Source organism: Pseudomonas sp. UBA6323 (assembly GCF_002439135.1).
In the GTDB taxonomy this organism is placed as follows: domain Bacteria; phylum Pseudomonadota; class Gammaproteobacteria; order Pseudomonadales; family Pseudomonadaceae; genus Aquipseudomonas.
Genome location: NZ_DJSX01000100.1, coordinates 1 through 26,281 on the forward strand (window position 1 = coordinate 1; position 26,281 = coordinate 26,281).

General features: G+C 64.8%; 18 protein-coding genes. 14 read left to right on the forward strand and 4 right to left on the reverse strand.

Annotated features, from left to right (window positions below; translation table 11 throughout):
* From B3P22_RS22500 to B3P22_RS22545, 10 genes are all read left to right on the forward strand, one after another.
* On the forward strand, positions 1-535 hold a 535-nt coding region (locus tag B3P22_RS22500; RefSeq protein ID WP_296272588.1), incomplete at its 5' end, for a DUF3459 domain-containing protein.
* Entirely contained in the window at positions 532-2,586 is a 2,055-nt protein-coding gene (gene malQ / locus B3P22_RS22505) for a 4-alpha-glucanotransferase (protein WP_296272589.1), read from the forward strand. The genes B3P22_RS22500 and malQ, both read left to right, overlap by 4 nt.
* Positions 2,579-5,350 carry a malto-oligosyltrehalose synthase gene (locus B3P22_RS22510; protein ID WP_296272590.1) on the forward strand — a complete coding sequence of 924 codons (2,772 nt, stop codon included), beginning with the start codon at positions 2,579-2,581 and terminating at the stop codon, positions 5,348-5,350. The genes malQ and B3P22_RS22510 overlap by 8 nt, the downstream gene beginning before the upstream one ends.
* Entirely contained in the window at positions 5,340-5,594 is a 255-nt protein-coding gene (locus B3P22_RS22515; protein ID WP_013715573.1) for a DUF2934 domain-containing protein, read from the forward strand. The genes B3P22_RS22510 and B3P22_RS22515 overlap by 11 nt, the downstream gene beginning before the upstream one ends.
* A gap of 10 nt (positions 5,595-5,604) precedes the next feature.
* A complete protein-coding gene (gene glgX, locus B3P22_RS22520) occupies positions 5,605-7,725 on the forward strand; it encodes a glycogen debranching protein GlgX (protein ID WP_296272591.1) in 2,121 nt (706 codons plus the stop codon).
* An 803-nt stretch (positions 7,726-8,528) separates the two neighbouring features.
* Positions 8,529-9,797: a zinc-dependent alcohol dehydrogenase gene (locus tag B3P22_RS22525; protein WP_296272592.1), complete on the forward strand. Its 1,269-nt coding sequence runs from the start codon at positions 8,529-8,531 to the stop codon at positions 9,795-9,797.
* Between the two features lie 16 nt (positions 9,798-9,813).
* Entirely contained in the window at positions 9,814-10,602 is a 789-nt protein-coding gene (locus B3P22_RS22530; protein ID WP_197855691.1) for an endonuclease/exonuclease/phosphatase family protein, read from the forward strand.
* Between the two features lie 7 nt (positions 10,603-10,609).
* The gene (gene clsB, locus B3P22_RS22535; RefSeq protein WP_296272593.1) at positions 10,610-11,803 is read left to right on the forward strand and encodes a cardiolipin synthase ClsB; all 1,194 of its coding nucleotides are present in this window, start codon (positions 10,610-10,612) and stop codon (positions 11,801-11,803) included.
* A complete protein-coding gene (locus B3P22_RS22540; RefSeq protein ID WP_197855689.1) occupies positions 11,800-12,795 on the forward strand; it encodes a lysylphosphatidylglycerol synthase domain-containing protein in 996 nt (331 codons plus the stop codon). The genes clsB and B3P22_RS22540 overlap by 4 nt, the downstream gene beginning before the upstream one ends.
* 129 nt (positions 12,796-12,924) lie before the next feature.
* The gene (locus B3P22_RS22545; RefSeq protein WP_296272594.1) at positions 12,925-13,146 is read left to right on the forward strand and encodes a hypothetical protein; all 222 of its coding nucleotides are present in this window, start codon (positions 12,925-12,927) and stop codon (positions 13,144-13,146) included.
* Positions 13,147-13,202: 56 nt separating this feature from the next.
* Here the strand turns inward: B3P22_RS22545 and B3P22_RS22550 are convergent, their stop codons facing one another.
* The gene (locus B3P22_RS22550; RefSeq protein ID WP_296272595.1) at positions 13,203-15,668 is read right to left on the reverse strand and encodes a glycogen/starch/alpha-glucan phosphorylase; all 2,466 of its coding nucleotides are present in this window, start codon (positions 15,666-15,668) and stop codon (positions 13,203-13,205) included.
* A gap of 184 nt (positions 15,669-15,852) precedes the next feature.
* Between B3P22_RS22550 and B3P22_RS22555 the strand changes: the two genes are divergently transcribed.
* From B3P22_RS22555 to B3P22_RS22570, 4 genes are all read left to right on the forward strand, one after another.
* On the forward strand, positions 15,853-16,281 hold the full coding sequence (locus B3P22_RS22555) for a hypothetical protein (RefSeq protein ID WP_296272596.1): 429 nt from the start codon (positions 15,853-15,855) through the stop codon (positions 16,279-16,281).
* Positions 16,281-17,369, forward strand: a complete 1,089-nt coding sequence (locus B3P22_RS22560; RefSeq protein ID WP_419096457.1) for a DUF3182 family protein — start codon at positions 16,281-16,283, stop codon at positions 17,367-17,369. The genes B3P22_RS22555 and B3P22_RS22560 overlap by 1 nt, the downstream gene beginning before the upstream one ends.
* Positions 17,366-18,136, forward strand: a complete 771-nt coding sequence (locus B3P22_RS22565; RefSeq protein ID WP_296272598.1) for an alpha/beta hydrolase family protein — start codon at positions 17,366-17,368, stop codon at positions 18,134-18,136. Before B3P22_RS22560 ends, B3P22_RS22565 begins: the two co-directional genes overlap by 4 nt.
* A gap of 65 nt (positions 18,137-18,201) precedes the next feature.
* A complete protein-coding gene (locus tag B3P22_RS22570; protein WP_197855684.1) occupies positions 18,202-18,615 on the forward strand; it encodes a CBS domain-containing protein in 414 nt (137 codons plus the stop codon).
* Between the two features lie 137 nt (positions 18,616-18,752).
* Here the strand turns inward: B3P22_RS22570 and glgB are convergent, their stop codons facing one another.
* The 3 genes from glgB to B3P22_RS22585 are packed head-to-tail and all read right to left on the reverse strand — an operon-like array spanning position 18,753 to position 26,216.
* The gene (gene glgB, locus B3P22_RS22575) at positions 18,753-20,915 is read right to left on the reverse strand and encodes a 1,4-alpha-glucan branching protein GlgB (protein WP_296272599.1); all 2,163 of its coding nucleotides are present in this window, start codon (positions 20,913-20,915) and stop codon (positions 18,753-18,755) included.
* Positions 20,912-24,217, reverse strand: a complete 3,306-nt coding sequence (gene treS / locus B3P22_RS22580) for a maltose alpha-D-glucosyltransferase (RefSeq protein WP_296272600.1) — start codon at positions 24,215-24,217, stop codon at positions 20,912-20,914. The genes glgB and treS overlap by 4 nt, the downstream gene beginning before the upstream one ends.
* Before the next feature lie 16 nt (positions 24,218-24,233).
* Entirely contained in the window at positions 24,234-26,216 is a 1,983-nt protein-coding gene (locus B3P22_RS22585; protein WP_296272601.1) for an alpha-1,4-glucan--maltose-1-phosphate maltosyltransferase, read from the reverse strand.
* Positions 26,217-26,281 lie beyond the last annotated feature (65 nt).

The following is a 26,281-nucleotide window of genomic DNA, read 5'->3' on the forward strand; positions in this document are numbered from 1 at the left end:
GCCGCTGCTGTTCATGGGTGAGGAATGGGGCAGCAAGCGGCCGTTCCTGTTCTTCACCGATTACCACGATGAGTTGGCCAACGCGGTACGTGAAGGTCGGCGCAACGAATTCGCCGACTTCTCCCAATTCAATTCGGCGCACAGCCGCGAGGCCATTGCCGACCCCAATGCCGAGGCCAGCTTCCAGCGCTCGCAGCCGGACCTGACACCAGCGCTGGAGCCCGAGCAGCGCGAGTGGCTGGCCTTCTATCGCGGCCTTTTGCAAGTGCGCCATAGCCGACTGTTGCCAGGCCTGCAGGAGGCCCGCAGCCTCGGCGCGCAAGTGCTGGGCGACGGTGCCGTACTGGCGCGCTGGCGCCTCGGCAACGGCCCGGCGCTGAGCATCGCCATCAACCTGGGCAGCAGCACCACTGCCCTGCCCGCGACGGCCATGCACGGCGAGCGCCTGTACACCTTTCGTATCGATGATGCCGATCTGCGCCAGGCGCAACTGCCGCCGCGCAGCGTTCTGGTCACCCTGGAGCCCGCCCGATGAGCGATCAACTGCTGGCCGAACTGGCTCAGGCCGCGGACCTCAGCATCGACTGGGTCGACGCCTACGGTAAGCCACAAAGCGTAACCCCGGAGGCGCAGCGCAACCTGCTGGAGGCGCTGGGCTACCCCGCACAAAGCCCTGAGCAGATACGTGAAAGCCTGACCTCGCTGGTGCACCGCCAGCATGTGCCGGAAGATTCCAACCTGCTCCTGCAGGACCAGGGCCTGCCTCTGGCCCTGAGCCTCTACCCTGCCGAGAGCCCCTACCGTTTGACCGACGAACAGGGCAACGTCAGCGAAGGACGACTTGACCAGGATGGCCGCCTGCCGCCCCAGCAGCAGCTTGGTTATTACCAACTGGAAATTCGCGACACCCGACATGCGCTCGCGGTGGCGCCACAAGCCTGCTTATCGGTACAGGAACTGTGCGGTAAACCGCGTATCTGGGGCCTGACCGCCCAACTTTACGGCCTGCGCCGTGCTGGCGACGGCGGGCTGGGCGATACGCTGGCCGTGGCGGACCTGGCCCGGCATGCTGCCAATCACGGCGCCGATGCCATCGGCCTGAGCCCGGTGCACGCGCAATTCAGCGCCGATCTGCACAGCTACGGCCCCTACTCGCCGTCCAGCCGGCTGTTCTTCAACACCCTCTACGCCGCGCCAGTCACCCTGCTGGGTGAGGAGCGCGTCAGGCGTGCCATCCAGGCCGCCGGGCTGCAGGGTGAAATGACGCGCCTGGAGGCGCTGGAACTGATCGACTGGCCGGCCGTGGCGCAGGTGCGCACGCGTCTGCTACGGCAACTGTACGAAGACTTTCGCCAGGCCCCCACCCCGCTGCGGGAACGTTTCGAGGCATTTCGCGCCGCCGGCGGCGAAGCGCTCGAGCAGCATTGCTGCTTCGAGGCCATCCATGCGCAGCGTCTGCGCGAAGGCAGCAGCGGCGACTGGCGCACCTGGCCGGACGAACTGCGCAGCCCGAACCAGGGCGCGGTGACCCGTTTCGCCCTCGAACAAGCCGATGAGCTGCGTTATCACGCCTTCTGCCAATGGCTGATCGCCCATGGACTGGAAACGGCCCAGGCCACGGCCAGTGGCGCTGGCATGGGCATCGGCCTGATCGCCGACCTGGCCGTGGGCGCCGATTGCGCCGGCAGCCAGGCCTGGTCGCGTCAGGACGAGCTGCTGCCCCGGGTCACTGTCGGTGCGCCACCGGACGTGCTCAATCGCCAGGGGCAGAACTGGGGCGTCGCCGCCTTCTCGCCGCAGGGCCTGCGTCAGCACGGCTTCCGCGCCTACATCGAAATGCTCCAGGCCAACCTTGCGCATGCCGGCGGCATCCGCATCGATCACGTCATGGGGCTGCAGCGGCTGTGGGTGATCCCCCAGGGCGCGGAATCGCAGCACGGCGCCTACCTGCGCTACCCGCTGGACGACCTGCTGCGCCTGCTGGCCCTGGAATCGCACCGCCATCGCGCGCTGGTCATCGGCGAAGACCTCGGCACCGTGCCCGAGGGCCTGCGCGACAAGCTCGCCGCACGCAATATCCTCGGTACCCGAGTGCTGCTGTTCGAGCAGGACGACCTCGGTTTCGTCCCGGCCGAGCGTTGGCCGGACAACGCCCTGGCGACCACCACCACCCATGACCTGCCGACGATCAAGGGCTGGCTCGCCGGCCGCGATCTGGAATGGCGAGTGCGCGCCGGCCAGCGCGACGCCGAGCTGCTGGAAGGCGACCACGCCGAGCGTGCCGGCGAGCGTGTGGCGCTGCGCCAGCTGTTCGAACGCCAGGGCCTGGTAACCGGCAGCGATGACGATGCCGGCCTGCAAGCCTGCATCGAACATATCGGCCGTACCCCGGCGCCATTGGCGCTGTTGCCGCTGGAGGATGCCTGTGGCCTGGAGCAGCAGCCCAACCTGCCCGGCCCTGGCGACATTCACCCCAACTGGCGGCGCCGCTATCCACTGGCAGTCAGCGAGCTGCTGGAACAGCCGGCTACCAGCGAGCGCCTGGCCACTCTCGACGGCGCACGCCGGGAGGCTGGCAATGACTGAGTTGCGCGCCACGCTGCGTCTGCAGCTGCACAAGGACTTCACTCTGTACGACGCGGCAGCCCAGGTGCCCTACATGGCGCAGCTGGGGATCAGCCATCTGTACGCTTCGCCTATTCTCACGGCCCGCCCCGGATCGCAGCACGGCTACGACGTGATCGACCCGAGCCGCATCAACCCCGAGCTGGGCGGCGAAGAAGCACTGGTCAAGTTGGTGGATGCCCTGCGCGCCCATGGCATGGGGCTGATTCTGGATATCGTGCCCAACCACATGGCCGTCGGTGGCGATGGCAATCCCTGGTGGCTGGACGTGCTGGAGTGGGGGCAAGGCAGCCCCTACGCAGCGTTCTTCGACATCCAATGGCAATCCCATGACCCGCTGCTCAGCGGCCAGCTGCTGGTGCCCTTCCTGCGCAGCGACTACGGCGAGGCGCTGCGTGACGGCACCCTGGAGCTGCACTTCGATGCCGAGCGCGGACGCTTCCATGCGCAGCACTTCGAGCATCGCCTGCCGCTGACGCCAGCCAGCTACGCCAGCATTCTGCGCGGCAGCGATGATGCCGACCTGCGCGAGCTGGGTCAGCGCTTCGCCCGCCTGGGCAATGATGACGCCAGCCGCGCACAGGCCGCACAGCTGTCTGTCGAACTGGCCGCCCAGTCTGACAAGGTGCCGCCTCTGCTCGCCGGCTTTCAGGGCAATGACGAAGCGGCGCAGAAACGCCTGCACGCACTGCTGGAACGCCAGCATTACCGCGTGGCCAGCTGGCGTACCGCGGCGGACGACATCAACTGGCGGCGCTTTTTCGATATCAACGAGCTCGGCGCACTGCGCGTCGAGCATCGCCAGGTGTTCGAACAGACACATGCCATGGTTTTCGAACTGATCGAGCGCGGCCTGGTCGACGGCCTGCGCATCGATCATATCGACGGCCTGGCCAATCCGCGTGCCTATTGCAGCCGGTTGCGTCGCCGCGTCCGCCAGCTGCGCGGCGATGCGCCCTTCCCGATTTTCGTGGAGAAGATCCTCGGCGCCGGTGAGAGCCTGCCGCGGGAGTGGCCGGTGGACGGCAGCACCGGCTATGAATTCATGAACCAGGTGTCGCTGCTGCAGCACGATCCGCACGGCGAGCTGCCACTCAGCGCGCTGTGGCAGGCGCTCAGCGGCCGGCCGACGGCGTTCGAGGAAGAAATCCAGCAGGCGCGCCGGCTGGTGTTGGAGGGCTCGCTGGCCGGCGATCTGGAGGAAGTCGCCCAGCGCCTGCTGCATGTCGCGCGCCACGATATCGCCACGCGTGACCTGACCCTCGGCGCAATCCGCCGGGCGCTGCGCGAGCTGATCGTGCATTTCCCGGTGTATCGCACCTATGCCCAGGCCTGCGGCCGCTCGCAGCAGGACCGGCGTTTCTTCCAGCAGGCGCTGGACGGCGCACGGCAGACCCTGGCCGAGGCCGACTGGCAATTGCTGCCGCATCTCGACGACTGGCTTGGCGGCGCCTTCCTGCGTGCCATGCCGCCCGGCCGCGCGCGGCGCCTGCGTGCCCAGGCGCTGACGCGCTTCCAGCAGCTGACCTCGCCGGTGGCCGCCAAGGCCGTCGAAGACACCGCGCTGTATCGCGCAGGCGTGCTGCTCTCGCGCTATGACGTGGGCTTCGATGCCGAGCATTTCAGTGCCAGCGCCGAACATTTTCACCAGGCCTGCGCCGAGCGCGCAGCGCAGCACCCGCTTAACCTGCTGGCCACCGCCACCCATGATCACAAGCGCGGCGAAGACTGCCGCGCGCGCCTGGCGGTACTCAGCGAGCGCGCCACCTGGTATGCCGAGCGGGTCAAGCACTGGCATCGCCTGGCACAACCGCTGCGCAGTCGACATCTGCAGCAGGCGCCGGATGGTGGCGAAGAGGCGATTCTCTACCAGGCGTTGATCGGCAGCTGGCCGCTGGGGCTGCAAGCGGATGATGATGCGGGCCTGGATGCCTACCTGCAGCGTCTGCTCGGCTGGCAGCGCAAGGCGTTGCGCGAGGCCAAGCTCAACAGCGCCTGGAGTGCGCCGAACGACGACTACGAGGCCGCCTGTGCGGACTTCCTGCGGCGCCTGCTGTGCGAACCCTCAGGGCTGGCCATGCGCGGGGAGCTGGTCAGCGCGGTTGCAGCGCTGGCGCCCGCCGGTGCGCTGAACAGCCTGGTGCAGTGCCTGCTGCGCCTGACCACGCCCGGCGTGCCCGATCTCTACCAGGGCTGCGAGTTCTGGGATTTCAGCCTGGTCGACCCGGACAACCGCCTCCCGGTGGATTTCCCCGCGCGACAGGCTGCCCTGCATGCCGAGGTCACGCCCGAGGCCAGGTTGGCCAACTGGCAGGACGGGCGCATCAAGCAGTGGCTGATCCGCCAGACACTGACCTTGCGTGCCGAATGTCCGCTGCTGTTCAGCCGGGGCAGTTACCGCCCGCTTGGCGTCACCGGTGAGCACGCCGCTCAGGTGCTCGCCTTCCTGCGCAGCCATGGCGACGACCACCTGCTGGTCATCGTCCCACGGCTGGCCGCTGGGCTGCTAGGCGAGCACCCGGTGCCGCACGTACCGCCACAGCGTTGGGGCAACACCAGAGTCGTATTGCCCGAAGAACTGCATGCCCGGCAGGCAACGGGTCTGCTTGGCGACTGCCAGGTCGCCACGGATCAGGGCATCGCGCTTGCCACTGCACTGGCCAGGTTTCCAGTCAATCTGCTTCGTATCACCCCGTCATTACAGGAGCCACGCCATGATCGATGAACAGCGTATCCGCGAATTTGCCTTCCAGATCTGGGAGTCCGAAGGTCGTCCCCATGGCCAGCATGAGCGCCACTGGAAAATGGCCAGCAAACTGGCCGAAGCCGAGGCGCAGGCCCAGACTCCGGCAGCGCCCAAGCCGAGGCGTATCAGCAAGCCGAAGACGGTGCCGCTAAGCGAAGCCGAACAGCCGGCATTGCTGAAGAAACCCCGTGCTCCGCGCACACCCAAGACGCCGAAAGCCTGAGGTCGCCACCATGCGCAAACAACAGCGCTCACGCGTCACCGAAGGCAGGCCGTTCCCGCTGGGCGCCAGTTGGGATGGCCTTGGGGTCAACTTTGCCCTGTTCTCTGCGCACGCTACGCGCGTCGAGCTGTGCCTGTTTGACGAACAGGGCAAGACGGAAATCGAACGCATCGAACTGCCGGAATACACCGACGAGATCTGGCATGGCTATCTGCCCGACGCGCGTCCCGGGCAAGTCTACGGCTACCGCGTGTACGGCCCCTACGAGCCGGAGGCCGGGCACCGCTTCAACCCCAACAAACTGTTGATCGACCCCTACGCCAAGCAGCTGGTAGGCAAGCTGCAGTGGTCGGAGGCGCTGTTCGGCTACACCATCGGCGCCCCAGAGGGCGACCTCAGTTTCGACGAGCGCGATAGCGCGCCCTTCGTCCCCAAGTGCAAGGTGATCGACCCGGCCTTCACCTGGGGCGAGCAACCGTCGCCGCGCATCCCCTGGGACAGCACGGTGATCTACGAGGCTCACCTGCGTGGCCTGAGCATGCGCCACCCGGCGGTGCCCGATTCGCATCGCGGTACCTGCGCGGCGCTGACCAATCCGCAGTTGCTGCGCTACTTGCGCGAGCTGGGCATCTCCAGCCTGGAATTGTTGCCGGTGCACGCCTTCGTCAACGACCAGCACCTGCTGGAAAAGGGCATGAACAACTACTGGGGCTATAACAGTATCGGTTTCTTCGCGCCCCACCCCGCCTACCTGGCCAGCGGCAAGATCAGCGAGTTCAAGGAGATGGTCGCCCACCTGCACGCGGCCGGCCTGGAGCTGATTCTCGACGTGGTCTACAACCACACCGCCGAGGGCAACGAGCGCGGCCCGACCCTGTGCATGCGTGGCATCGACAATGCCAGCTACTACCGCCTGATGCCCGACGAGCGCCGCTATTACGTCAATGACACCGGCACCGGCAATACCCTCGACCTGAGCCACCCCTGCGTGCTGCAGATGGTCACCGACTCGCTGCGTTACTGGGCCACCGAGATGCGTGTGGATGGCTTTCGTTTCGACCTGGCCACAATCCTCGGCCGTTACGCCGACGGCTTCGACGAGCGCCACAGTTTCCTCGTCGCCTGTCGCCAGGACCCGGTGCTGAGCAAGGTCAAGCTGATCGCCGAGCCCTGGGACTGCGGCCCCGGCGGCTATCAGGTCGGTGGCTTCCCACCCGGTTGGGCTGAATGGAACGACAAGTTCCGCGACAACGTACGCGCCTACTGGAAAGGCGACGAAGGCGAACTCGCCGCGCTGGCAAGCCGTCTCACCGCCTCCGGCGACCTCTACAACCAGCGCGGCCGGCGCCCGTTCGCCTCGGTCAACTTCATCACCGCCCACGACGGTTTCACGTTGCGCGACGTGGTGTCTTACGACCACAAGCACAACGAGGCCAACGACGAGAACAACCAGGACGGCACCGACCACAACATCTCCTGGAACCACGGCTGCGAAGGCGATACGGATGATCAGGACATTCGCCAGTTGCGCCTGCAGCAGATGCGCAACCTGCTGGCCACCCTGCTGTTCGCCCAGGGCACACCGATGCTGCTGGCTGGCGACGAGTTCGGGCGCACCCAGCACGGCAACAACAACGCCTATTGCCAGGACAACGAGCTGAGCTGGGTCGACTGGGCCATCGATGAGGAAGGCCAGGCGCTGACCGCGTTCTGCCAACGCCTGATCGCCCTGCGCCGCAGCTACCCCATCCTGCGTCGCGGACGCTTTCTGGTGGGCCATTACAACGAGGAGCTGGGCGTCAAGGACGTCACCTGGCTGGCCCCTGGTGGCGAGGAAATGACCGAAGCGCACTGGCACGACGGCGAGGCGCGCTGCATGGGCATGCTGCTCGACGGGCGTGCCCAGCCCACCGGCATCAAGCGCAGCGGTGCCGATGCCACCCTGTTGCTGCTGCTCAACGCACATCACGACGGGCGCAGTTTTCAGCTGCCGGAAGTGGCTGGCGGCAAGCACTGGATCTGCCTGCTCGACACCCACCGCCCGGATGAAGCCGGCGAACAGCGCCCGCTCTACAGCGAGACGCTCGAGCTGACTGGCCGCTCCCTGCAACTGCTGGAACTGCAGCGCTGAAACGGCAGCCATGGATGGCTGGCCGGGAAAGTTCTTCGCATTTAGCGGGAGAGACGTTAGGCACCGGACTGGCAATTACGTGTTAGCTGTCGATGACTTGGCACTATCCGTTAGCGCGCCGCCTGTCCTGATGGGTTTCGCCCCTTACGGGCGACTCACTTTCTTTGCTTGTGCAAAGAAAGTAAGCAAAGAAACACACCCCTACATACGGCCCCGGCTGCGCCGGGGTTCCCTCGCTCCATCACCACTCCAGGGGCACGCCACGAAGGGCCATCCCTGGCCCATCGTGGCTCTCGCGACATCCATGTCGCTCAACCCCTTCCATGGCGATTCCACTCGGCCTCCTGAAGGGGACCTGGGCGTCGCCTGTGAGATCGCGCTTCAAGATCAAAAGCCAAACGCTACCGACTTTGATCTTCCGGAGATGTCGCAAGCTCGCGACTTGGTCCCCTTCAGGAGGCCGAGTGGAGGTGGTACGTAGGGGATGAGCCGCATGGATGTGGCGAATCAAGGTGTGGCGCCCGTAAGGGGCGCAACCCAAACGCTCAGTGCAGGCGGTAATGGATATTGCTAAGTCAGTAGGCGATAGGCACACAAACTTGTCAGTCCGGTATCAACCCGCACATTTCCCAAACCATCCGAACCCAAAAAAAGCCTGAACCCTGCTTTCCTCCTTCGACTCGAAAAACAAAGACATCGGATAAACCGTGGCGCCAACTTTCAGCGTACAGGGTGCATCCCATGGCAGAGACCCAGCTGATAGTCACAGGCTGCGGCCATCTGACCGACAACGGGAGACGATCATGAAAGCAGTGGTATTCCACGATATTGGCGATATTCGCCTGGACGATGTGCCGGAACCCGAGGTACAGGCCAGTACCGATGCGGTCATTCGCATCACCGCCTCGGCCATCTGCGGCACCGACCTGCATTTCGTGCGTGGCACCGTGGGTGGCATGCGCAAGGGCACCATCCTTGGCCATGAGGCCGTGGGCATCGTCGAAGCGCTTGGCAGCGACGTGCGCAACCTAAATATCGGTGACCGCGTCGTGGTGCCCTCCACCATTGCCTGTGGCAACTGCAGCTATTGCCGCGCTGGCTACTATGCCCAATGCGACGAGGCCAACCCCAACGGCAAGCAGGCCGGCACTTCCTTCTACGGCGGCCCGGAAATCACCGGGGCCTTCCATGGCCTGCAGGCCGAAATGGCGCGCATTCCCTTCGCCAACATCGGCCTGGTGAAGCTGCCCAGCGAGATCAGCGACGACCAGGCCATCCTGCTCTCCGATATTTTCCCCACGGGTTACTTCGGCGCCGAATTGGCCGAAGTCGGCAGCGGCGATACCGTCGCGGTATTCGGCGCTGGACCGGTCGGCCAGTTCGCCATTGCCAGCGCCAAGCTGCTTGGCGCTGCGCGCGTGTTCGCCATCGATCATCTCGACGACCGTCTGGACATGGCCCGTCGCCAGGGCGCCGAGGTGATCAACTTCGATCGTGAAGACCCGGTCGAAACCCTGCGCCGGCTGACCAATGGCATCGGTGTGGACCGCGCCATCGATGCGGTGGGCGTCGATGCCCAGTGCCCTGCCCACGGCCACTCGCCACGCCAGCCAGAAGGCCACGAATGGCAGCCCGGCGACGCCCCCGAGCAGGCCCTGCAGTGGGCCGTCGACGCCCTGGCCAAGGCCGGCACGCTGGGCATCATCGGCGTTTACCCGCAGCAGGCGCGCGATTTTCCCATCGGCCAGGCGATGAACAAGAACCTCAGCGTCAACATGGGTAATTGCAACCATCGCCGCTACATCCCGCAACTGATCGAGATGGTCCAGGCCGGTCGCATCGACCCGGCGAAGATCCTTACCCAGGTCAAACCCATGAGCGATGCCATCGAAGCCTTCAAGGCCTTCGATCGTCGTGACAGCGGCTGGATCAAGGTGCAATTGCAGCCGGCGAAGAATGACGCCAGCCACGGTAGTGAAGAGCGGGTGCATGGCGACGCCATCCTTGATCGCGTGATTGCCGAAGCTGATCCGCTCGGCGAGTCACGCTCGAAGAAGCCTGGCAGCCTGTGAGCGAGCGGGATCGAAAATGAACAACACCATTGCCAAACCGGAGGTGATCATCGACCGCGTGACACCGGTCAAGCGCCTGCGCGTGCTGACGATCAACACGCACAAGGGCTTCACCGCACTCAACCGTCGCTTCATCCTGCCGGAGCTGCGTAGCGCCGTGCAGGCCACCGGCTCCGACCTGGTCTTCCTGCAGGAGGTGCTCGGCAACCATGCGCTGCATGCCAAGCGCTTCCACGACTGGCCAAGCGTGCCGCAATACGAATTTCTCGCCGACAGCATGTGGCCGCAGTTCGCCTACGGGCGCAACGCCGTGTACCCGGACGGTCACCATGGCAACGCCCTGCTCTCGCGCTTCCCCATTCTCGAACACCACAACTTCGACGTAACGGTCAGCGGCACCGAGCAGCGCGGCCTGCTGCATTGCCGCCTCGACGTACCGGGGCACGACGCCGTGCACGCGGTGTGCGTGCACCTCGGCCTGCGCGAGGCGCATCGCCGTCAGCAGATCGGCCTGCTGCTCGACCTGCTGGCGACTTTCGACCCCAGCGCCCCGGTGATTCTGGCTGGCGACTTCAATGACTGGCGTTTGCGTGCGGACGAGCAATTGGCACCGCACGGCCTGCGCGAGGCCTTCGAACATCGGCACGGCAAGCCGGCGCGCAGTTTTCCGGCACGCATGCCGCTGCTGCGCCTGGATCGTATCTACACCCGCAACGCCACGGCGCACGAGCCGCAGGTGTTGTCTACCCGGCCCTGGTCGCATTTGTCCGACCACGCGCCACTGGCAGCGGAGATTCATCTGTGAGCGGCATGTGGCGAGACGGCNNAACCATCTGCGCCTGTTGATCAATGGCGAAGGCTTTTACCCGCGGGTGTTCGAATGCATTCGCGCGGCGCGCGTCGAGGTACTGCTGGAAACCTTCATCATCCGTGAAGACAAGGTCGGCCTGGAACTGCAGGAAGTGCTGATCGAGGCGGCGCGGCGCGGTGTGCGCGTGGTCATCGCCGTGGACGGCTACGGCACCGCCGACCTGCAAAATGAATACGTGGCGGCAATGACGCGCGAAGGGGTGAAAATCCATGTCTTCGACCCCGCCCCGCGGCGTTTCGGCATGCGCACCAACCTGTTCCGCCGTCTGCATCGCAAGATCGTGGTGATCGACGGCGAGCGAGCCTTTGTCGGCGGGATCAACTATTCGGCCGACCACCTCGGCGATTATGGCGAGATGGCCAAGCAGGACTACGCCGTGGAGGTGACCGGGCCTATCGTTGCCGACCTGCATACCTGCACGCTACGCCTGTTGCGCCCCGCCCTGGCTGGACCGAGTCCGGTACAGGCCAACACGCAGGACACCGGAGACGCTCGCATCATGCTGCTGGAGCGCGACAACGAGCGTCACACCACGGATATCGAAGATGAGCACTTGCGCGTCTTCGAACTGGCGCGCAAACGCATCGTGATCGCCAACGCCTACTTCTTCCCGGGTTATCGCGTGCTCCGCGCCTTGCGCAATGCGGCGCGACGCGGCGTGCAAGTGACCCTAATTCTCCAGGGACAGCCGGACATGCGCTGGGTGCAGGCCTTCTCGCGTCTGCTTTACAACTACCTGCTGCGTGACGGTGTGGTGATCTACGAATACTGCCAGCGCCCGCTGCACGGCAAGGTGGCATTGGTGGATGACGTGTGGTCCACGGTGGGCTCGAGCAACCTTGACCCACTGAGCCTGGCGCTGAATCTGGAAGCTAACCTGGTGATTCAGGACCGGCCCTTCAACCAATACCTTCACGACCATTTGCTCGAGCTGTCTGCCGCGCATTGCAAGCGCATCGAGCTCGAACGCGTGATACGCGGCTATTGGTGGCGCGCGCCTCTGGTGTTTTTGTGCTTTCACTTTTTGCGCCGCTTCCCCGCGATCTCCGGCTGGCTGCCGGCGCATCGCAAGACACTGAAACCGCTCGAGCCTGTCGACAAGGCCAGCGGCTATGAAGAGGAAAAGACCGGATGAATGGCGCTCAGAACAACCCCTGGATGCGCTGGGGCAAACGTGCACTCACCCTGTTCTTCCTGCTGGCGGTGCCGGTGCTGCTGTACATGCTGATCCGTAACCTGGACTGGGCCGAAGTGCGTCAGTCGCTCAGCGATTACAGTGCCCAGACTCTGCTGGTCGGTGTATTGATCGTTCTAGCCAGCTATCTGGTGTTCAGTGGCTACGACTTGCTGGGTCGTCATTACAGTCGTCATCACCTGCCGGCACGCCAGGTCATGCCGGTGGCAATGGTCTGCTATGCCTTCAACCTCAATTTCACCACATGGATCGGCGGTGTGGCGATGCGCTATCGGCTGTACATGCGCCTGGGGCTGAGCGCCTCGACGGTGACGCGCATCCTCAGTCTCAGCCTGTTGACCAACTGGACCGGCTACATGGCCCTGGCCGGGGTGATCTTCTCCCTGCGGCTGGTGCAGTTACCGGATAACTGGGCGCTCGGCGTTACGGGGTTGCAACTGCTGGGCTTCGGCCTGCTTGGCGTAGTCAGCGCCTATATCGGCATCTGCGCATTCGCCACGCAGCGGGTATGGCACTTCCGTGAGCGCTCGATCAAGCTGCCGTCGCTGAAAATGGCGCTGCTGCAGCTGTGCCTGGGTGCGAGCAATTGGTCGCTTATGGCAGCACTGATCTTCTGGCTGTTGCCGGAGGGCGCGTCTTACCCTTCCGTGCTCGGCGTGTTGCTGATCAGCTGCATGGCTGCGGTAGTGGCACATATCCCTGCCGGGCTGGGCGTACTCGAGGCGGTGTTCCTCGCCATGCTGCAGCACCAGTACGGCCAGGCCAGCCTGATCGCCGCCCTGCTCGCCTATCGCGTGCTCTATTACCTGCTGCCGCTGCTGGTGGCCAGCGTCGCCTACCTGGTGCTGGAAAAACGCGCGAAAACCTTGCGCAAGCGTGGCGAACAAGCGGTCGAGGAACCCAGCCCGGTCAGCGCAGGTAATACACCGTAGTGGCGCCTGCTCCGTGCGCTGCTCCCTCCACCGGGGCGTGCGGGCAAGCGCCACCCGACGGATGACGGGAACTCGCAGGCGAGATGGGTTGGTCTATCTCTCAGCATTCAGCAAAACCGGAGACATACCATGGCCAAGCCATTGCATCTGATCAGCTACATCCTGCACAACCAGCCCCATAGCGTCGAAGTCGAATCGGACGGTGAGCAGCTTACGCCAGACCAGGCGCGCTTCTACCTCAGTGCCCTGCACACCTTCGAATGGCCCAACGAATTCACCGATGTGCAGGTCACACGCATTCTGCATCCCAAGAAAGGCGCCCCTACTCCAGCGCACCGCGTACAGCGCTGAAAGCCTGTTCAACGTCTTGCCGCGTCTCGTTGCAAGACGTTGAACAGGCCTGGGCCTCAGTCCCCTCCACGCGGCGGCAGCGGCACCTGCCAGATATCTCTGGCGTATTCGGCGATGGTGCGATCGGATGAAAACCAGCCCATACGTGCGGTATTGAGTACCGCCGAACGCCACCATTGCTCAGGCCGCTGCCAGCGTTGATCGACTTGGCGCTGCGCCTTCCAGTAGGCGTCGAAATCGGCGCAGACCATGAAGCGGTCCTCGTAGAGCAACGAATCCACCAAGCCCACGTAGCGCGCCGGATCATCCGGCGAGAACACCCCGGCGCGGATGGCGCCAAGCGCGGCTTCCAGACGTTCCGAGTCAGCCACCACATCGCCCATTTCCAGGCCCAGGCGCTGCCTTGCGGCGACCTGCTGGGCGGTCATGCCGAAGATGAACATATGCTCCTCGCCAACCTGCTCGCACATCTCCACATTGGCACCGTCCAGCGTGCCGATGGTCAACGCGCCATTGAGGGCGAACTTCATGTTGCTGGTGCCCGAGGCCTCAAGGCCGGCCGTGGAAATCTGCTCGGAGAGATCGGCGGCAGGAATGATGGTCTCGGCCAGGCTGACGTTGTAGTTGGGTATGAACACCACCTTGAGCAAGCCGCGCACGGTGGGATCGTCATTGATGGTGCGGCTGATGTCGTTGGCCAGTTTGATGATCAGCTTGGCCTGGCGATAACTGGCCGCTGCCTTGCCGGCGAAGATCTTCACCCGCGGCACCCAGTCGGTGGTCGGGTCGTTGCGGATGGCCTGGTACAGGGCCACGGTGTGCAACAGGTTGAGCAACTGGCGCTTGTATTCGTGGATGCGTTTGACGTGCACGTCGAAGATCGCCGTGGTGTCGAGATTGATCCCCAGCAACAGCCTGACCCGCTCGGCCAGCGCCTCCTTGCTGCGCTGTCGGCATAGCGCATATTCGTCGCGAAAGTCCTGGCGCTCGGCGTAGGGTTCGAGCGCCTTGAGGTGCTCCTCGGGGCGCTGCAGCACCGGCTCGCCCAGGGCATCGACGAGCAGATGGGTGAGCCCCGGATTGACCTGAAACAGCCAGCGGCGAAAGGTCACGCCATTGGTCTTGTTGTTCACCCGGTCCGGATAAAGCCGGTGCAGGTCACGGAACACCGTGTCGCGCATCAGCCGCGTATGCAGCGCGGACACGCCGTTGATGCTGTGCGCACCGAGAAACGCCAGGTTGCCCATGCGCACGCGACGGCCGTGGTCTTCCTCGATCAGCGACACCGCGCGCAGCAGGCGAAAATCGTGGATGTCCTTGGCGCGCAGCGCATCGATATGCTCGGCGTTGATCAGGTAGATGATCTGCAGGTGCCGTGGCAGCAGACGCTCCATCAGCGCCACCGGCCAGGACTCCAGCGCCTCCGGCAGCAGTGTGTGGTTGGTATAGGCGGTGGTGGCCACCGTGAGCTGCCAGGCTTGCGCCCAGGGCATGCGATGGTCGTCCACCAGCAGGCGCATCAGCTCGACCACGGCGATGGCCGGATGGGTGTCGTTGAGCTGGATCGCCACGTGTTGCGGCAGGCTCTGCAGATCCTTATGCAGGCGCAGATGACGTTCGAGCAGGTCCTGCAGCGAGGCGGAAACCAGGAAGTACTCCTGACGCAGGCGCAGCTCCTGGCCAGCCTCGGTATCGTCGGCCGGATAGAGCACGCGCGAGATGCTTTCCGCGCGGACCTCGCCGGCCACCGCGCCGAAGTGATCGCCGGCGTTGAAACGATCCAGCTGCAGGTCCTCCTCCGCGCGTGCACGCCACAGCCGCAGGGTATTGACCGATGCGCCGCGCCAGCCCACCACCGGCGTGTCGTAGGCAATGGCGCGCACGCTCTCTTGCGGCTGCCAGTGCAGCCGCGTGGTGCCGGTGCCATCGTCAAGAGTCATCACCCCGCCGCCAAAACCGATGCGGTAGGCCACTTCCGGGCGCTCGAACTCCCAGGGATTGCCGAAATCCAGCCAGGTTTCGGTCTGCTCGGCCTGCCAGCCGTCGATGATCGCCTGACGAAACAGGCCATGCTCATAGCGGATACCGTAGCCGTGGGCGGCCAGGCGCAGGGTCGCCATGCTCTCCATGAAGCAGGCTGCCAGGCGCCCGAGGCCGCCGTTGCCCAGCGCTGCGTCAGGTTCCACCAGGCGAATGCGCTCGAGCTCGACACCGAGCTCGCCCATGGCCTGGCGGGCGACATCGAGCAGGCCGAGATTGCTCAGGTTGTCCATCAGCAAGCGGCCAATGAGAAACTCCAGAGACAGGTAGTAGATACGCTTGGCGCCCTGGCGCTCGACCTGGGCGGAGGACTCTTCCCAGCGGTCGATCATGTGGTCGCGAGTGGCCAGGGCCAGCGCTTCGAACCAGTCATGGTCAAAGGCGGTGCTCGGGTCCTTGCCCACGGCGTAGCGCAGCTTGGCCAGAATGGCGGCCTTGAACTGTGCTACGGCGCTCTCGGCCTCGTCGTGCGGTTCGCTCATCTGCATCCCCTCGCGCGCGTCGCGTTGATAACAGCCGAAGCGATACGTTCGGCTTTTCTTTGTGGCCTTCGCAACGGCCATGAGTTCCGGTTTTTTCTGCCCCGCGGCCACTGATCAAATAGCCTGAACTTCGACTTGGCGATTCCCCTCACAACTCATGAACGCCATTGTCAAGGAGAACATCATGCGAGCCATCATTCCCGGCCTTCTGGTCGGCGCGCTAGCGGCCGGCGACGCATTGGCCGAGGCCTGCCATGTCAGTGCCAGGGCTTCCAGCGATGCCATCGCGGAGGTCGCCCAGGAGTTCTGCTACGAATTCACCGGCACGGACGAAGGCGCTATCGACTGGTCGTGCCATAACGAAACCGACGACATGATCAATACCGAGCAACGCAAGGTAGCCAACTGCGCCGAGGCCAAGCTGGGCACCTGCGAAGCGGCACTGACCCAGGAAACCCTGAGCAACTATCGCTCCCGCGACGATGACCAGGGCAAAGCGCGCCCCGCCGTGCCCAACGAGGCCAAGGTGGTCACTCATTACTACCAGGCGGGCGACCTCAAGCAGGTACGCATTGACTGCGAAAGTGCCGGCGGCACCTGGCGCGACCGATGATGGGTAGTTACGACGGCCTGCTCCTGCTGCCTGGCACCGTCCGGCACATGGACCACGAACGCACGGTACAGCGTCTGCTCGGCGAAAAGCTGGCAAAACTACTCGGTTGTCCCTTCCTCGGTCCGCACCAGCCGGGCACCCAGATTAGCGGCCATCACTATTTCCTGCCCGAAGACACGATGGTCGGCGATGTCGCAGCGCTGGGCATCGATGGACCTGAGGATTTTTTCGGCGGGCAGGTCGAACACGCCTTTCTCGCCACCAAGGCCATCAGCCACCCAAGCCTCGACGCCCCTCGCCACCTGCCTGTGGGCTGGTCCGAGCGTTTCGCCCAGCAGGTCGAGAGCGTCACTTTGCAGGGCTTCAGCGTCTTTGATCTGGAGGACGCTGCCGAGGCCGGGCAACGCCTGTTGCGCGATGGGCCGATTCGCCTGAAGCCGGTAGACGGCACCGGTGGCCGGGGTCAGCAGGCAGTGCGTTCGCGCACCGAGCTGGACAACGCACTGGCGGCGCTGGATGAGCAGCGTGTGATGGAACAGGGCCTGGTACTGGAAGAAGACCTGCAGCAGCCCGCTACCTACAGCGTCGGCCAGATCCGGGTGGCGGGCGTCACCTTGAGCTACCACGGCACCCAGCAGCTGACCGATGACGGCCAGGGCAATCAGGTCTATGGCGGCTCGCAACTGACTCTGGTGCGCGGCGACTACCTGGCTCTGATGACGCTGGATCTGCCACGCGCCGTGCGCCTCGCGGTACAGCAGGCGCGCATATTCGAACTGGCGGCGCTGGAGGTCTACCCCTCGATTCAGGCCTCGCGGCGCAACTACGACGTGGCGCAGGGGCTGAATGCGCAAGGGCAGTCACGCAGTGGCGTGCTGGAACAGTCCTGGCGCGTCGGCGGTGCCAGTGCGGCGGAAATCTTTGCCCTGGAGGCATTCATGAATGACGCGCAACTGCAAACGATACAGGCCTCGACCCATGAATATTATCGGGACGTTCCCCCGCCAGCGGGCGCGATCTGTCTCTATCACGGACTGGACAGCAAGGACGGCCCGCTGACCAAGTACGTCAAGGTAGGCCCGTTATGAGCGCCTGTAGCCAGAGCCTGGACATTCTGGTGGAGGACCAGCACATCGCCGGCACCCTGCTGACACCCCCGAATAAGGTGCCCGGTGTGCTTTTCGTACACGGCTGGGGCGGCAGCCAGCAACGTGATCTGGCGCGTGCCCGTGGCATCGCCGGGTTGGGTTGCGTGTGCTTGACCTTCGATTTGCGCGGGCATGAGCGCAACATCGAGGCGCAGGAGCAGGTATCGCGCGAGGACAATTTGGCTGACATCCTCGCCGCCTACGATCTGCTGGCCGCACACGAAGCGGTTGACCCCGAGTGCATCGCAGTGATCGGCACCAGCTATGGCGGCTACCTCGCCACCCTGCTCAGCGTACGGCGCCCGGTGCGCTGGTTGGCTCTGCGAGTGCCGGCGCTGTACTGGGACGAAGAATGGCAACTGCCCAAGCGCAAGCTGGACGTCGCGCGCCTGGCCGAGTACCGCCGCACGCCGCTGAGCGCGCAGGACAACCTGGCGCTCGGCGCCTGCTCCGAATTTCGCGGGGATGTGCTGCTGGTGGAATCCGAGCACGACGATTTCGTCCCGCACACCACGCTGATGAGCTATCGCAACGCCTTCGACAAGGCGCACTCGCTGACCCACCGGACCATGGCCGGCGCCGACCACGGGCTCAGCGAGGACCGCCACCAGCAGGCCTATACACGCATCCTGATCGATTGGGTCAGCGAAATGGTGGTAGGCGCACGGGTAGGCGACTACCCACACCATCTGGTGCGCTATTCCTGAATCGCCGTGATCTCGCCGCGGTTCATCTCGGGCATTCGCCCTTTCAACTGCCACAGGAGACACCGATGAAAATCAGCAAGATCATGACTCGCAACGTTCGCACCCTCGACCCTGAGCGCAGTATTCGCGATGCCGCCAAACTGATGGCCGATATCGACAGCGGTGCATTGCTGATCAACGAGGGCGATCGCCTGATCGGCATGGTCACCGACCGCGACATCGCCGTGCGCGCGGTGGCCGCCGGACTGGATGGCAATACTCCGGTACGTCAGGTGATGAGCAGCAACGTGCGCTATTGCTTCGATGACGAAGATGTCGAGCATGTGGCCGCCAACATGGCCGATATCCAGGTACGTCGGCTGCCGGTGCTCAACCGCGAAAAACGCCTGGTGGGCGTGGTCTCGCTGGGCAATATCGCCTCTGGCCATAGCCGCATGGCGAACGACACGGTGCTGCGCGGCGTGACTTCCGCTCACTGACCCCACCTTTGTGGGAGGGGCTTTAGCCGCGGTTGACTTAACCCCCTCCCGCTATGAGTCCGGCGCCTTGTTGGGCGGAGCATCATCACTCCCACGTTACATCTCGCTCTCTGTGGGAGGCGCTTCAGCGGCGACGCTTATTGCGCCGGTCGCAGAATCAACGTGCCCAGAGGCGGCAACTGCAAGTCCAGCGAATCGGTCTGGCCGTGAGCGGCCATCTGCTCGCTGTGCAGTTCGCCCTGCGTGCCGGCGCCCGAGCCGTTCCAGCGGCGCTCATCGGTATTGAGCAGCACCTGCCAGCGGCCGGCGTGCGGCACGCCGATGCGGTAGCCGTCGAGCACCTGCGGGGTGAAGTTGTGTACCACCAGCAGCGGCGCGCTGCCCTCACCGCCCTTGCGCAGCCAGGCGAATACGCTGTTGCGCGCGTCATCACCAATCAGCCACTGAAAGCCGCTATCCTGATCGTCGAGGCGATGCATCGCCGGCTCTTCACGGTACAGGCGATTCAGTTCACGTAGCAGCGCCTGGGCGGCTGCATGCTCGGGATACTGCAGCAGGTACCAGTCCAGTTGCTGGTCGTGGTTCCACTCGCGCCGCTGTCCGAACTCACAGCCCATGAACAGCAATTTTTTGCCCGGGTGGCTCCACATCAGCGCGAGAAACAGGCGCAGGTTGGCGAACTGTTGCCAGCGATCACCGGGCATGCGCCCGAGCAACGAGCGCTTGCCGTGTACCACCTCGTCATGGGAGATCGGCAGGATGAAGCGTTCGGAAAAGGCGTAATGCAAGCCAAAGGTGATCTGATGGTGATGGTGCAGGCGGTACATAGGGTCCTGCTGGATGTAACTCAGGCTGTCGTTCATCCAGCCCATGTTCCACTTGTGGCTGAAGCCCAGGCCGCCCTGCTGCACCGGGCGGCTGACGCCGGGCCAGGCGGTTGATTCCTCGGCGATCACCAGTGCGCCGGGCACTTCGCTGTGCACCACTTCGTTCAGATGCTGGAGAAATTCGATGGCCTCCAGATTCTCGCGCCCGCCGTGGCGGTTGGGAATCCACTGCCCCGCTTCACGCGAATAGTCGCGATAGAGCATCGAAGCCACCGCATCCACGCGCAGGCCGTCGACATGGTATTCGCGCAGCCAGTACAGCGCGCTGGCCAGCATGAAACCGTGCACCTCGGTGCGGCCGAGGTTGTAGATGCAGGTGTTCCAGTCCGGGTGAAAGCCCTCGAACGGGTGCGCGTACTCATACAGCGCGGTGCCGTCGAACTCGGCCAGGCCGTGGGCGTCGTTGGGAAAGTGTCCCGGCACCCAGTCGAGGATCACGCCGATGCCTGCGCGGTGGCAGCGATCGACGAAGGCGGCGAAGCGCTGCGGGCTGCCGAAACGCGCGGTGGGCGCGAACATAGACAGCGGCTGGTAACCCCAGGAGCCACCGAACGGATGTTCCATGATCGGCATCAGCTCGATATGCGTGAACCCCAGGTCCTGCACGTAGGGAATCAGCCGCTCGGCCAGCGCGTCCCAGTCCGGTGCCTGATCGTCCTGCCACTGCCAGGAGCCGGCATGCAGCTCGTAGATCGCCAGAGGTGCCTGCGATGCCTGGCGTTGCTCGCGCTCGCTCATCCACTGCTGGTCCTGCCAGGCGAAGCTCTCGCCCTGCGGCACCTTTGAGGCGGTGGCCGGCGGCGTCTCGGTGGCCTGCGCCATGGGATCGGCACGCAGCGGCAGCACGCCGTTCGGGCCGAGGATTTCGTACTTGTAGCACTCACCCGGCTGCAGGCGCGGGATGAACAGCTCCCACACGCCCGCCGGGTAGCGCAGGCGCATGGGGTGGCGGCGGCCGTCCCAGCTATTGAAGTCGCCGACCACCGACACCCGCCGTGCATTGGGCGCCCAGACGGCGAAGCGCACGCCAGGCACGCCTTCATGCTCCACCGGTGAGGTGCCCAGACAACGCCACAGCTGACGGTGATTGCCCTCGGCGAACAGGTAGAGGTCGGTGTCGCCCAGCAGCGGACCGAAGGCATAGGGATCTTCGGTTTCCTGCACGCTGCCTGGCCAGTGGATGCGCAGGCGGTAACGCTGCGGCTGGGGCAGCTGCAGCTCGAACAGGCCCTCCGGGTCGCTGCAGTGCATGCGTCCCAGTGGCGAGCCATCGCTGGCCAGCAGGTCGACGGCATCGGCACCCGGCTGCCAGACCCGTATCAGGGTCTCGTCGCCCTGCGGATGTGGCCCGAGGAAGCTGAACGGATCGCCGTCCTCGGCGCGTTGCAGGCGCTGCACTCTGATCTGATTCAAGTTCGCACTCCAGGTAGTTGACGAGCGAGATCCACCAGTCCCTGCAGCGGGACATCGAGCCAGTCGGGGCGGTGGCCGCTTTCGTAGACGATTTCATAGACGGCCTTTTCCAGGCAGAACAGGTCGAGGGCTGCGCCCTCGCCGTCGCGTTCGTACCACTCGTGAGGCAGCCCGTTGGCGGCCAGGCGATAGGCATCGAGGAAGGCCTTGCACGATTGCTCGCGGTAGCGCGCCACGACGCCGCGCACCACCTGCTGGGCATCCACCGCGCCGTCCACGCCGCCGACATTGCGTTGCGCTACCGCAGCCGCGTAGTCGAAGGAGCGCAACATGCCGGCGACATCCTTGAACGGGCTGTGGCGCTGGCGGCGCTCCTCCAGCGAGCGGTTGGGCTCGCCTTCGAAATCGATGATGTAGGCATCGCCCTGCACTACCAGCACCTGGCCCAGGTGCAGGTCGCCATGCACGCGGATGCGCAGGCCGCCTGCGGCTCGCGTCGCCAGGCGCTCGACCGATGCCAGCAAAGGCGTTTCCCTGGCCAGCAACCAGTCGGCCTGCTCGGCAGTCACCGGATTCAAGCCGTCACGCTGTTTTTTCAGCGCCTGCAGGGCGTCCCGCAGCTGCGCAGCAATGGATTCGGCCCAGCGGGCGCTGTCCTGCTCGCTGCTGAGCTGGTAGCCGAAATCCGGACTTTCCACCGGCCGCGCCAGCACTGCGTGCATTTCGCCAACGCGCTTGCCGAGCACGCCGGCGAATTTCTCCAGTTCGCTCAGTGCATCGACATCGGGATCGGCGGTACCACCGGCCAGTTCGTCGCGGATCGCCCGGTCGAGGGTATTGAGCGTCCATTGCCAGGCGTCGCCCTGATTGTCCAGATACCGTTGCGCCACCATCAGCGTATGAGGCTGACCGTCTTCGTCGACCCGTACCACCTCGCCGAGAAAAGGCGCGACATTGGCGTAACCGTGGTCGCTGAGAAAACGGCCCATCTCCACTTCCGGATGGATGCCGGCAAAACCGCGGCGCAGCAGCTTGAGCAGCACCTGCTCGCCGATCAGCGCCGAGCTGTTGGACTGCTCTGCGGAGAGCAGCTTGACGTCGCTCTTGTCGAGGTTGTCGAGCGCCAGTAGCGCTGCCTCGGCGCGGAACTGCAGCTCGCCGCCGCTGGTGCGCAGTACTGCCTGTTCGCGCAGCAGGCGCAGCACTTGCTGGCTGAACTGCGGCAGGCTGAAGGCGTCGGTCAATAGCTCGACGTGGCGGCCGCGGCGCAGACGAGCCAGCGCCAGTTGCTGCGGCAGGTCGTTGCCCTCGGCGCGCTCGGGCACCGCGGCAAGCGGCAGGCGGTAGTGCTCGACGCCGGCCGCGCCGGTCACCTGCACCTCGGCCAGCAGCGGCGCATTGGCGCCCTCGGCCAACGGCATCACGTACAGCAGGCTGACCGCAGCGGACGGTTGCTGCTCACCCGCGAACCAGCGGCGCTTGGGCAAATAAAGCGGCAGCGACTCACGCTCCAGGGTCTGCCGCGCACGCCCCTCCATCACTTCGCTCAAGGTGCGGCCGAGCACCAGGGTCTGCAGTTCCGGCATACGTTCGACCGGCTTCAGATGCCAGCTGGGCATCTGCGAGGCGTCGGCCAGGTAGAACCAGTAGAAACCGTACGGCGGCAGCGTCAGCAGGTAGGTGAGCTGGCCTATGGGGGGGAACGAGGCGCCGCCGATCATCTCCACCGGCACCCGATCGCAGTAGTCGGCCAGCTCCAGCTCGACGGCCTGGGCCGCACTGGACAGGTTGGCCACGCAAAGGATCTGCTGCTCATTGCCATCCTCGCCGCGATGCGTGCGCAGGTAGGCAAGAATGCGCCGGTTGCTCGGCGCCAGCATGGTCAGCGAGCCACGGCCAAAGGCCTTGTGCTGGTTGCGAATGGCGAGCATGCGCCGTGTCCAGTTGAGCAGCGAATGCGGGTCGCGCGCCTGCGCCTCGACGTTGATGGTCTGGAAGCCATACAGCGAATCCATGATCGGCGGCAGCACCAGGCTGGCCGGGTCGGCACGGGAAAAGCCGCCGTTGCGGTCCACCGACCATTGCATCGGTGTGCGCACGCCGTCGCGGTCGCCAAGGTAGATGTTGTCGCCCATGCCGATCTCGTCGCCGTAGTACAGCGTCGGCGTGCCGGGCATGGACAGCAGCAGGCTGTTGAGCAGCTCGATGCGCCTGCGGTCGCGCCCTACCAGCGGCGCCAGACGCCGGCGAATGCCGAGGTTGATGCGCGCGCGGCTGTCGGCGGCGTAGTAGTTCCACAGGTAGTCGCGCTCGTCGTCCGTGACCATCTCCAGGGTCAGCTCATCGTGGTTGCGCAGGAAGATCGCCCACTGACAATTGGGCGGGATTTCCGGCGTCTGGCGCAGGATATCGGTGATCGGGAAACGGTCTTCCTGGGCGATGGCCATGTACATGCGCGGCATCAGCGGGAAGTGGAAGGCCATGTGGCACTCGTCGTCTTCACCGAAGTACGGTCGGGTGTCCTCCGGCCACTGGTTGGCCTCGGCCAGCAGCAGGCGATCCGGATAGCGCGCATCCAGTTCAGCACGGATGCGCTTGAGCACGGCGTGGGTCTCCGGCAGGTTCTCGCTGCTGGTGCCGTCGCGCTCGATTAGGTACGGGATGGCGTCCAGGCGCAGGCCGTCGACGCCCATGTCGAGCCAGAAGCGCATCACACCGAGCACGGCTTCGAGCACCTTGGGGTTGTCGAAATTGAGGTCCGGCTGGTGCGAGTAGAAGCGGTGCCAGAAGTACTGGCCGGCCACCGCGTCCCAGGTCCAGTTGGACTTCTCGCTGTCGATGAAGATGATCCGCGTGCCGGCGTATTTCTCGTCGCTGTCGGACCAGACGTAATAGTCGCGCGCCTTGGAGCCCTTCTTCGCCCGGCGCGCACGCTGGAACCAGGGGTGCTGGTCCGAGGTGTGGTTGATCACCAGCTCGGTGATCACGCGCAGGCCGCGCCGGTGCGCCTCGGCGATGAACCGCCGGGCATCGCTCAGCGAGCCGTAATCCGGATGCACGCCGCGGTACATGGCGATGTCGTAGCCATCGTCACGGCGTGGCGACGGGTAGAACGGCAGCAGCCAAAGGGTGTTGACGCCGAGGTCGGCGATGTAGTCGAGCTTGTCGATCAGGCCCTGAAAGTCGCCGATGCCGTCGTTGTTGGCGTCGAAGAACGACTTCACGTGGACCTGGTAGATCACCGCGTCCTTGTACCACTGCGGGTCGTTGAGAAAGGTCTTGCCGGCGCTGCGCTTGGCCATGGTGCTACTCCGTTGTTCAGCCTACGGTCTGGATTCGCCAGATGCCGAATGGCAGGTGCCAGGGTTCGATACGCATCCACTGCACCTTGCCGTGCCAGGTCCAGCGGTGACCGTTCATCAGGTCTTCACCGTGCAGATCGGCGTCGTCAGGCAGGCCCAGCTCCCACAGCGGCAGTTCGAAATGCGCCTCCTGGGCGTGGTGCGGATCGAGGCTGACGGCGATCAGGATGAAGTTGCTCAGATCCGCGGTGCGCTTGCCGAAGTAGAGGATGTTTTCGTTCCACGCGGTGTAGGCCTGGAAGCCCAGGTGGGTCTGCAGCGCCGGGTTCTCGCGGCGGATCTGGTTGAGTCGGGTGATCTCGGCGTTGATGTTGCCGGGTGCCTGGTAGTCGCGTGGGCGCAGCTGGTACTTCTCCGAATCGAAGTACTCCTCCTTGCCCGGCACCGGCTCGGCCTCGCACAGTTCGAAGCCCGAATACATGCCCCACAGCCCGGAACCCATGGTCGCCAGCGCCGCGCGGATGAGAAAGCCGGGGCGACCGCTGCGCTGCAGGAAATACGGGTTGATGTCCGGCGTGTTGACGAAGAAGTTCGGCCGGTAACAGTCGCGCCAGGGTGCCTGGTTCAGTTCGGTCAGGTAGGTCTGCAGCTCGGCCTTGGTGTTGCGCCAGGTGAAGTAGGTGTAGCTCTGGCTGAAGCCGAGCTTGCCCAGGCGCGCCATCATCGCCGGGCGGGTGAAGGCCTCGGAGAGGAAAATCACCTCGGGATGGCGTTCACGCACGTCGGCGATCAGCCACTCCCAGAATGGCATCGGCTTGGTGTGCGGATTGTCGACGCGAAACAGCGTCACGCCCTGCTCCACCCAGCCCAGCACCACGTCGCGCAATGCCAGCCACAGCTCGGGCATGGCCGCCTCGGCATAGAACTCGACGTTGACGATGTCCTCATACTTCTTCGGCGGGTTCTCGGCATGGCGAATGCTGCCGTCCGGCCGCCAGCTGAACCAGCCAGGGTGCTGCTTGAGCCAGGGGTGATCGGGCGAGCACTGCACGGCGAAATCCAGCGCTACTTCCAGGCCGTGGTCGCGGGCCACACGGACCAACTGACGAAAATCCTCCAGGCTGCCGAGCTGCGGGTGCACAGCCTCGTGGCCGCCCTCCTCGCTGCCGATGGCATAGGGACTGCCTGGGTCGTTGGGGCCGGCCTTGAGGCTGTTGTTCGGCCCCTTGCGGTGCGCCCGGCCGATGGGGTGGATGGGCGGAAAATACAGCACGTCGAAGCCCATCCGGGCGATTTCCGGGATGCGTGCGTGCACGTCGGCGAAGGTGCCGTGGCGCTGCTCGTCGCCCAGCGAGCGGGGAAACAGCTCGTACCAGCTGGCGAATTCGGCCAGGCTGCGCTCGACGTCCAGTGGGTAGTTCGGTGTGCGCAGCAGGTGCGGACGATATTCGGCGCGACGCATCAGCTCGTTGACCGACGGGTCGATCAGCACGGCTTCACGTTCGGCCTGTGACTGCGAGGCCTCCATGCGCTCGATCAGCGCCGCCAGTTCGGCGCGCAATGTTTCCGGCGCCTGCGCGGCGATGCGCCGAACCAGATCGGCGCCCTCCTGCAGTTCCAGTTCTACCGGCACGCCGGCGCCAAGCTTCTTCACCAGCTCCTGGCGGAAGCTGGCGTACACGTCCAGCCAGGCTTCTATGGCAAATTCGCCGCGGCCCTGCTGGTCGATGTGCAACGTGGCGCTCCAGCGGTCGTTGCCCAGCGCCTGCATCGGCGTGCGCTGCCAGGTCGCTTCGCCGCTGGCGCGCCACAAAAGGTCGGCAGCCAACTGCTCATGGCCGTCGCTGAAGATCACCGCACTGACCGGCTGCGGCCGGCCACACAGGCATTTGCTGGCAAAGCGGCCGCCCTCGATGATTGGTTGTACCGCTTCGATGGCCAGCCGAGGCTGGGCGATGGCGTGAGTAACGGTCTGGTCGGCATGCTGCGGGGACGGCATCTTTCCTGGCTCCTCTACGCCTGGCGGACGTTTTCAAGGGATTGGTGAGCAGGCCATGAGCCGCG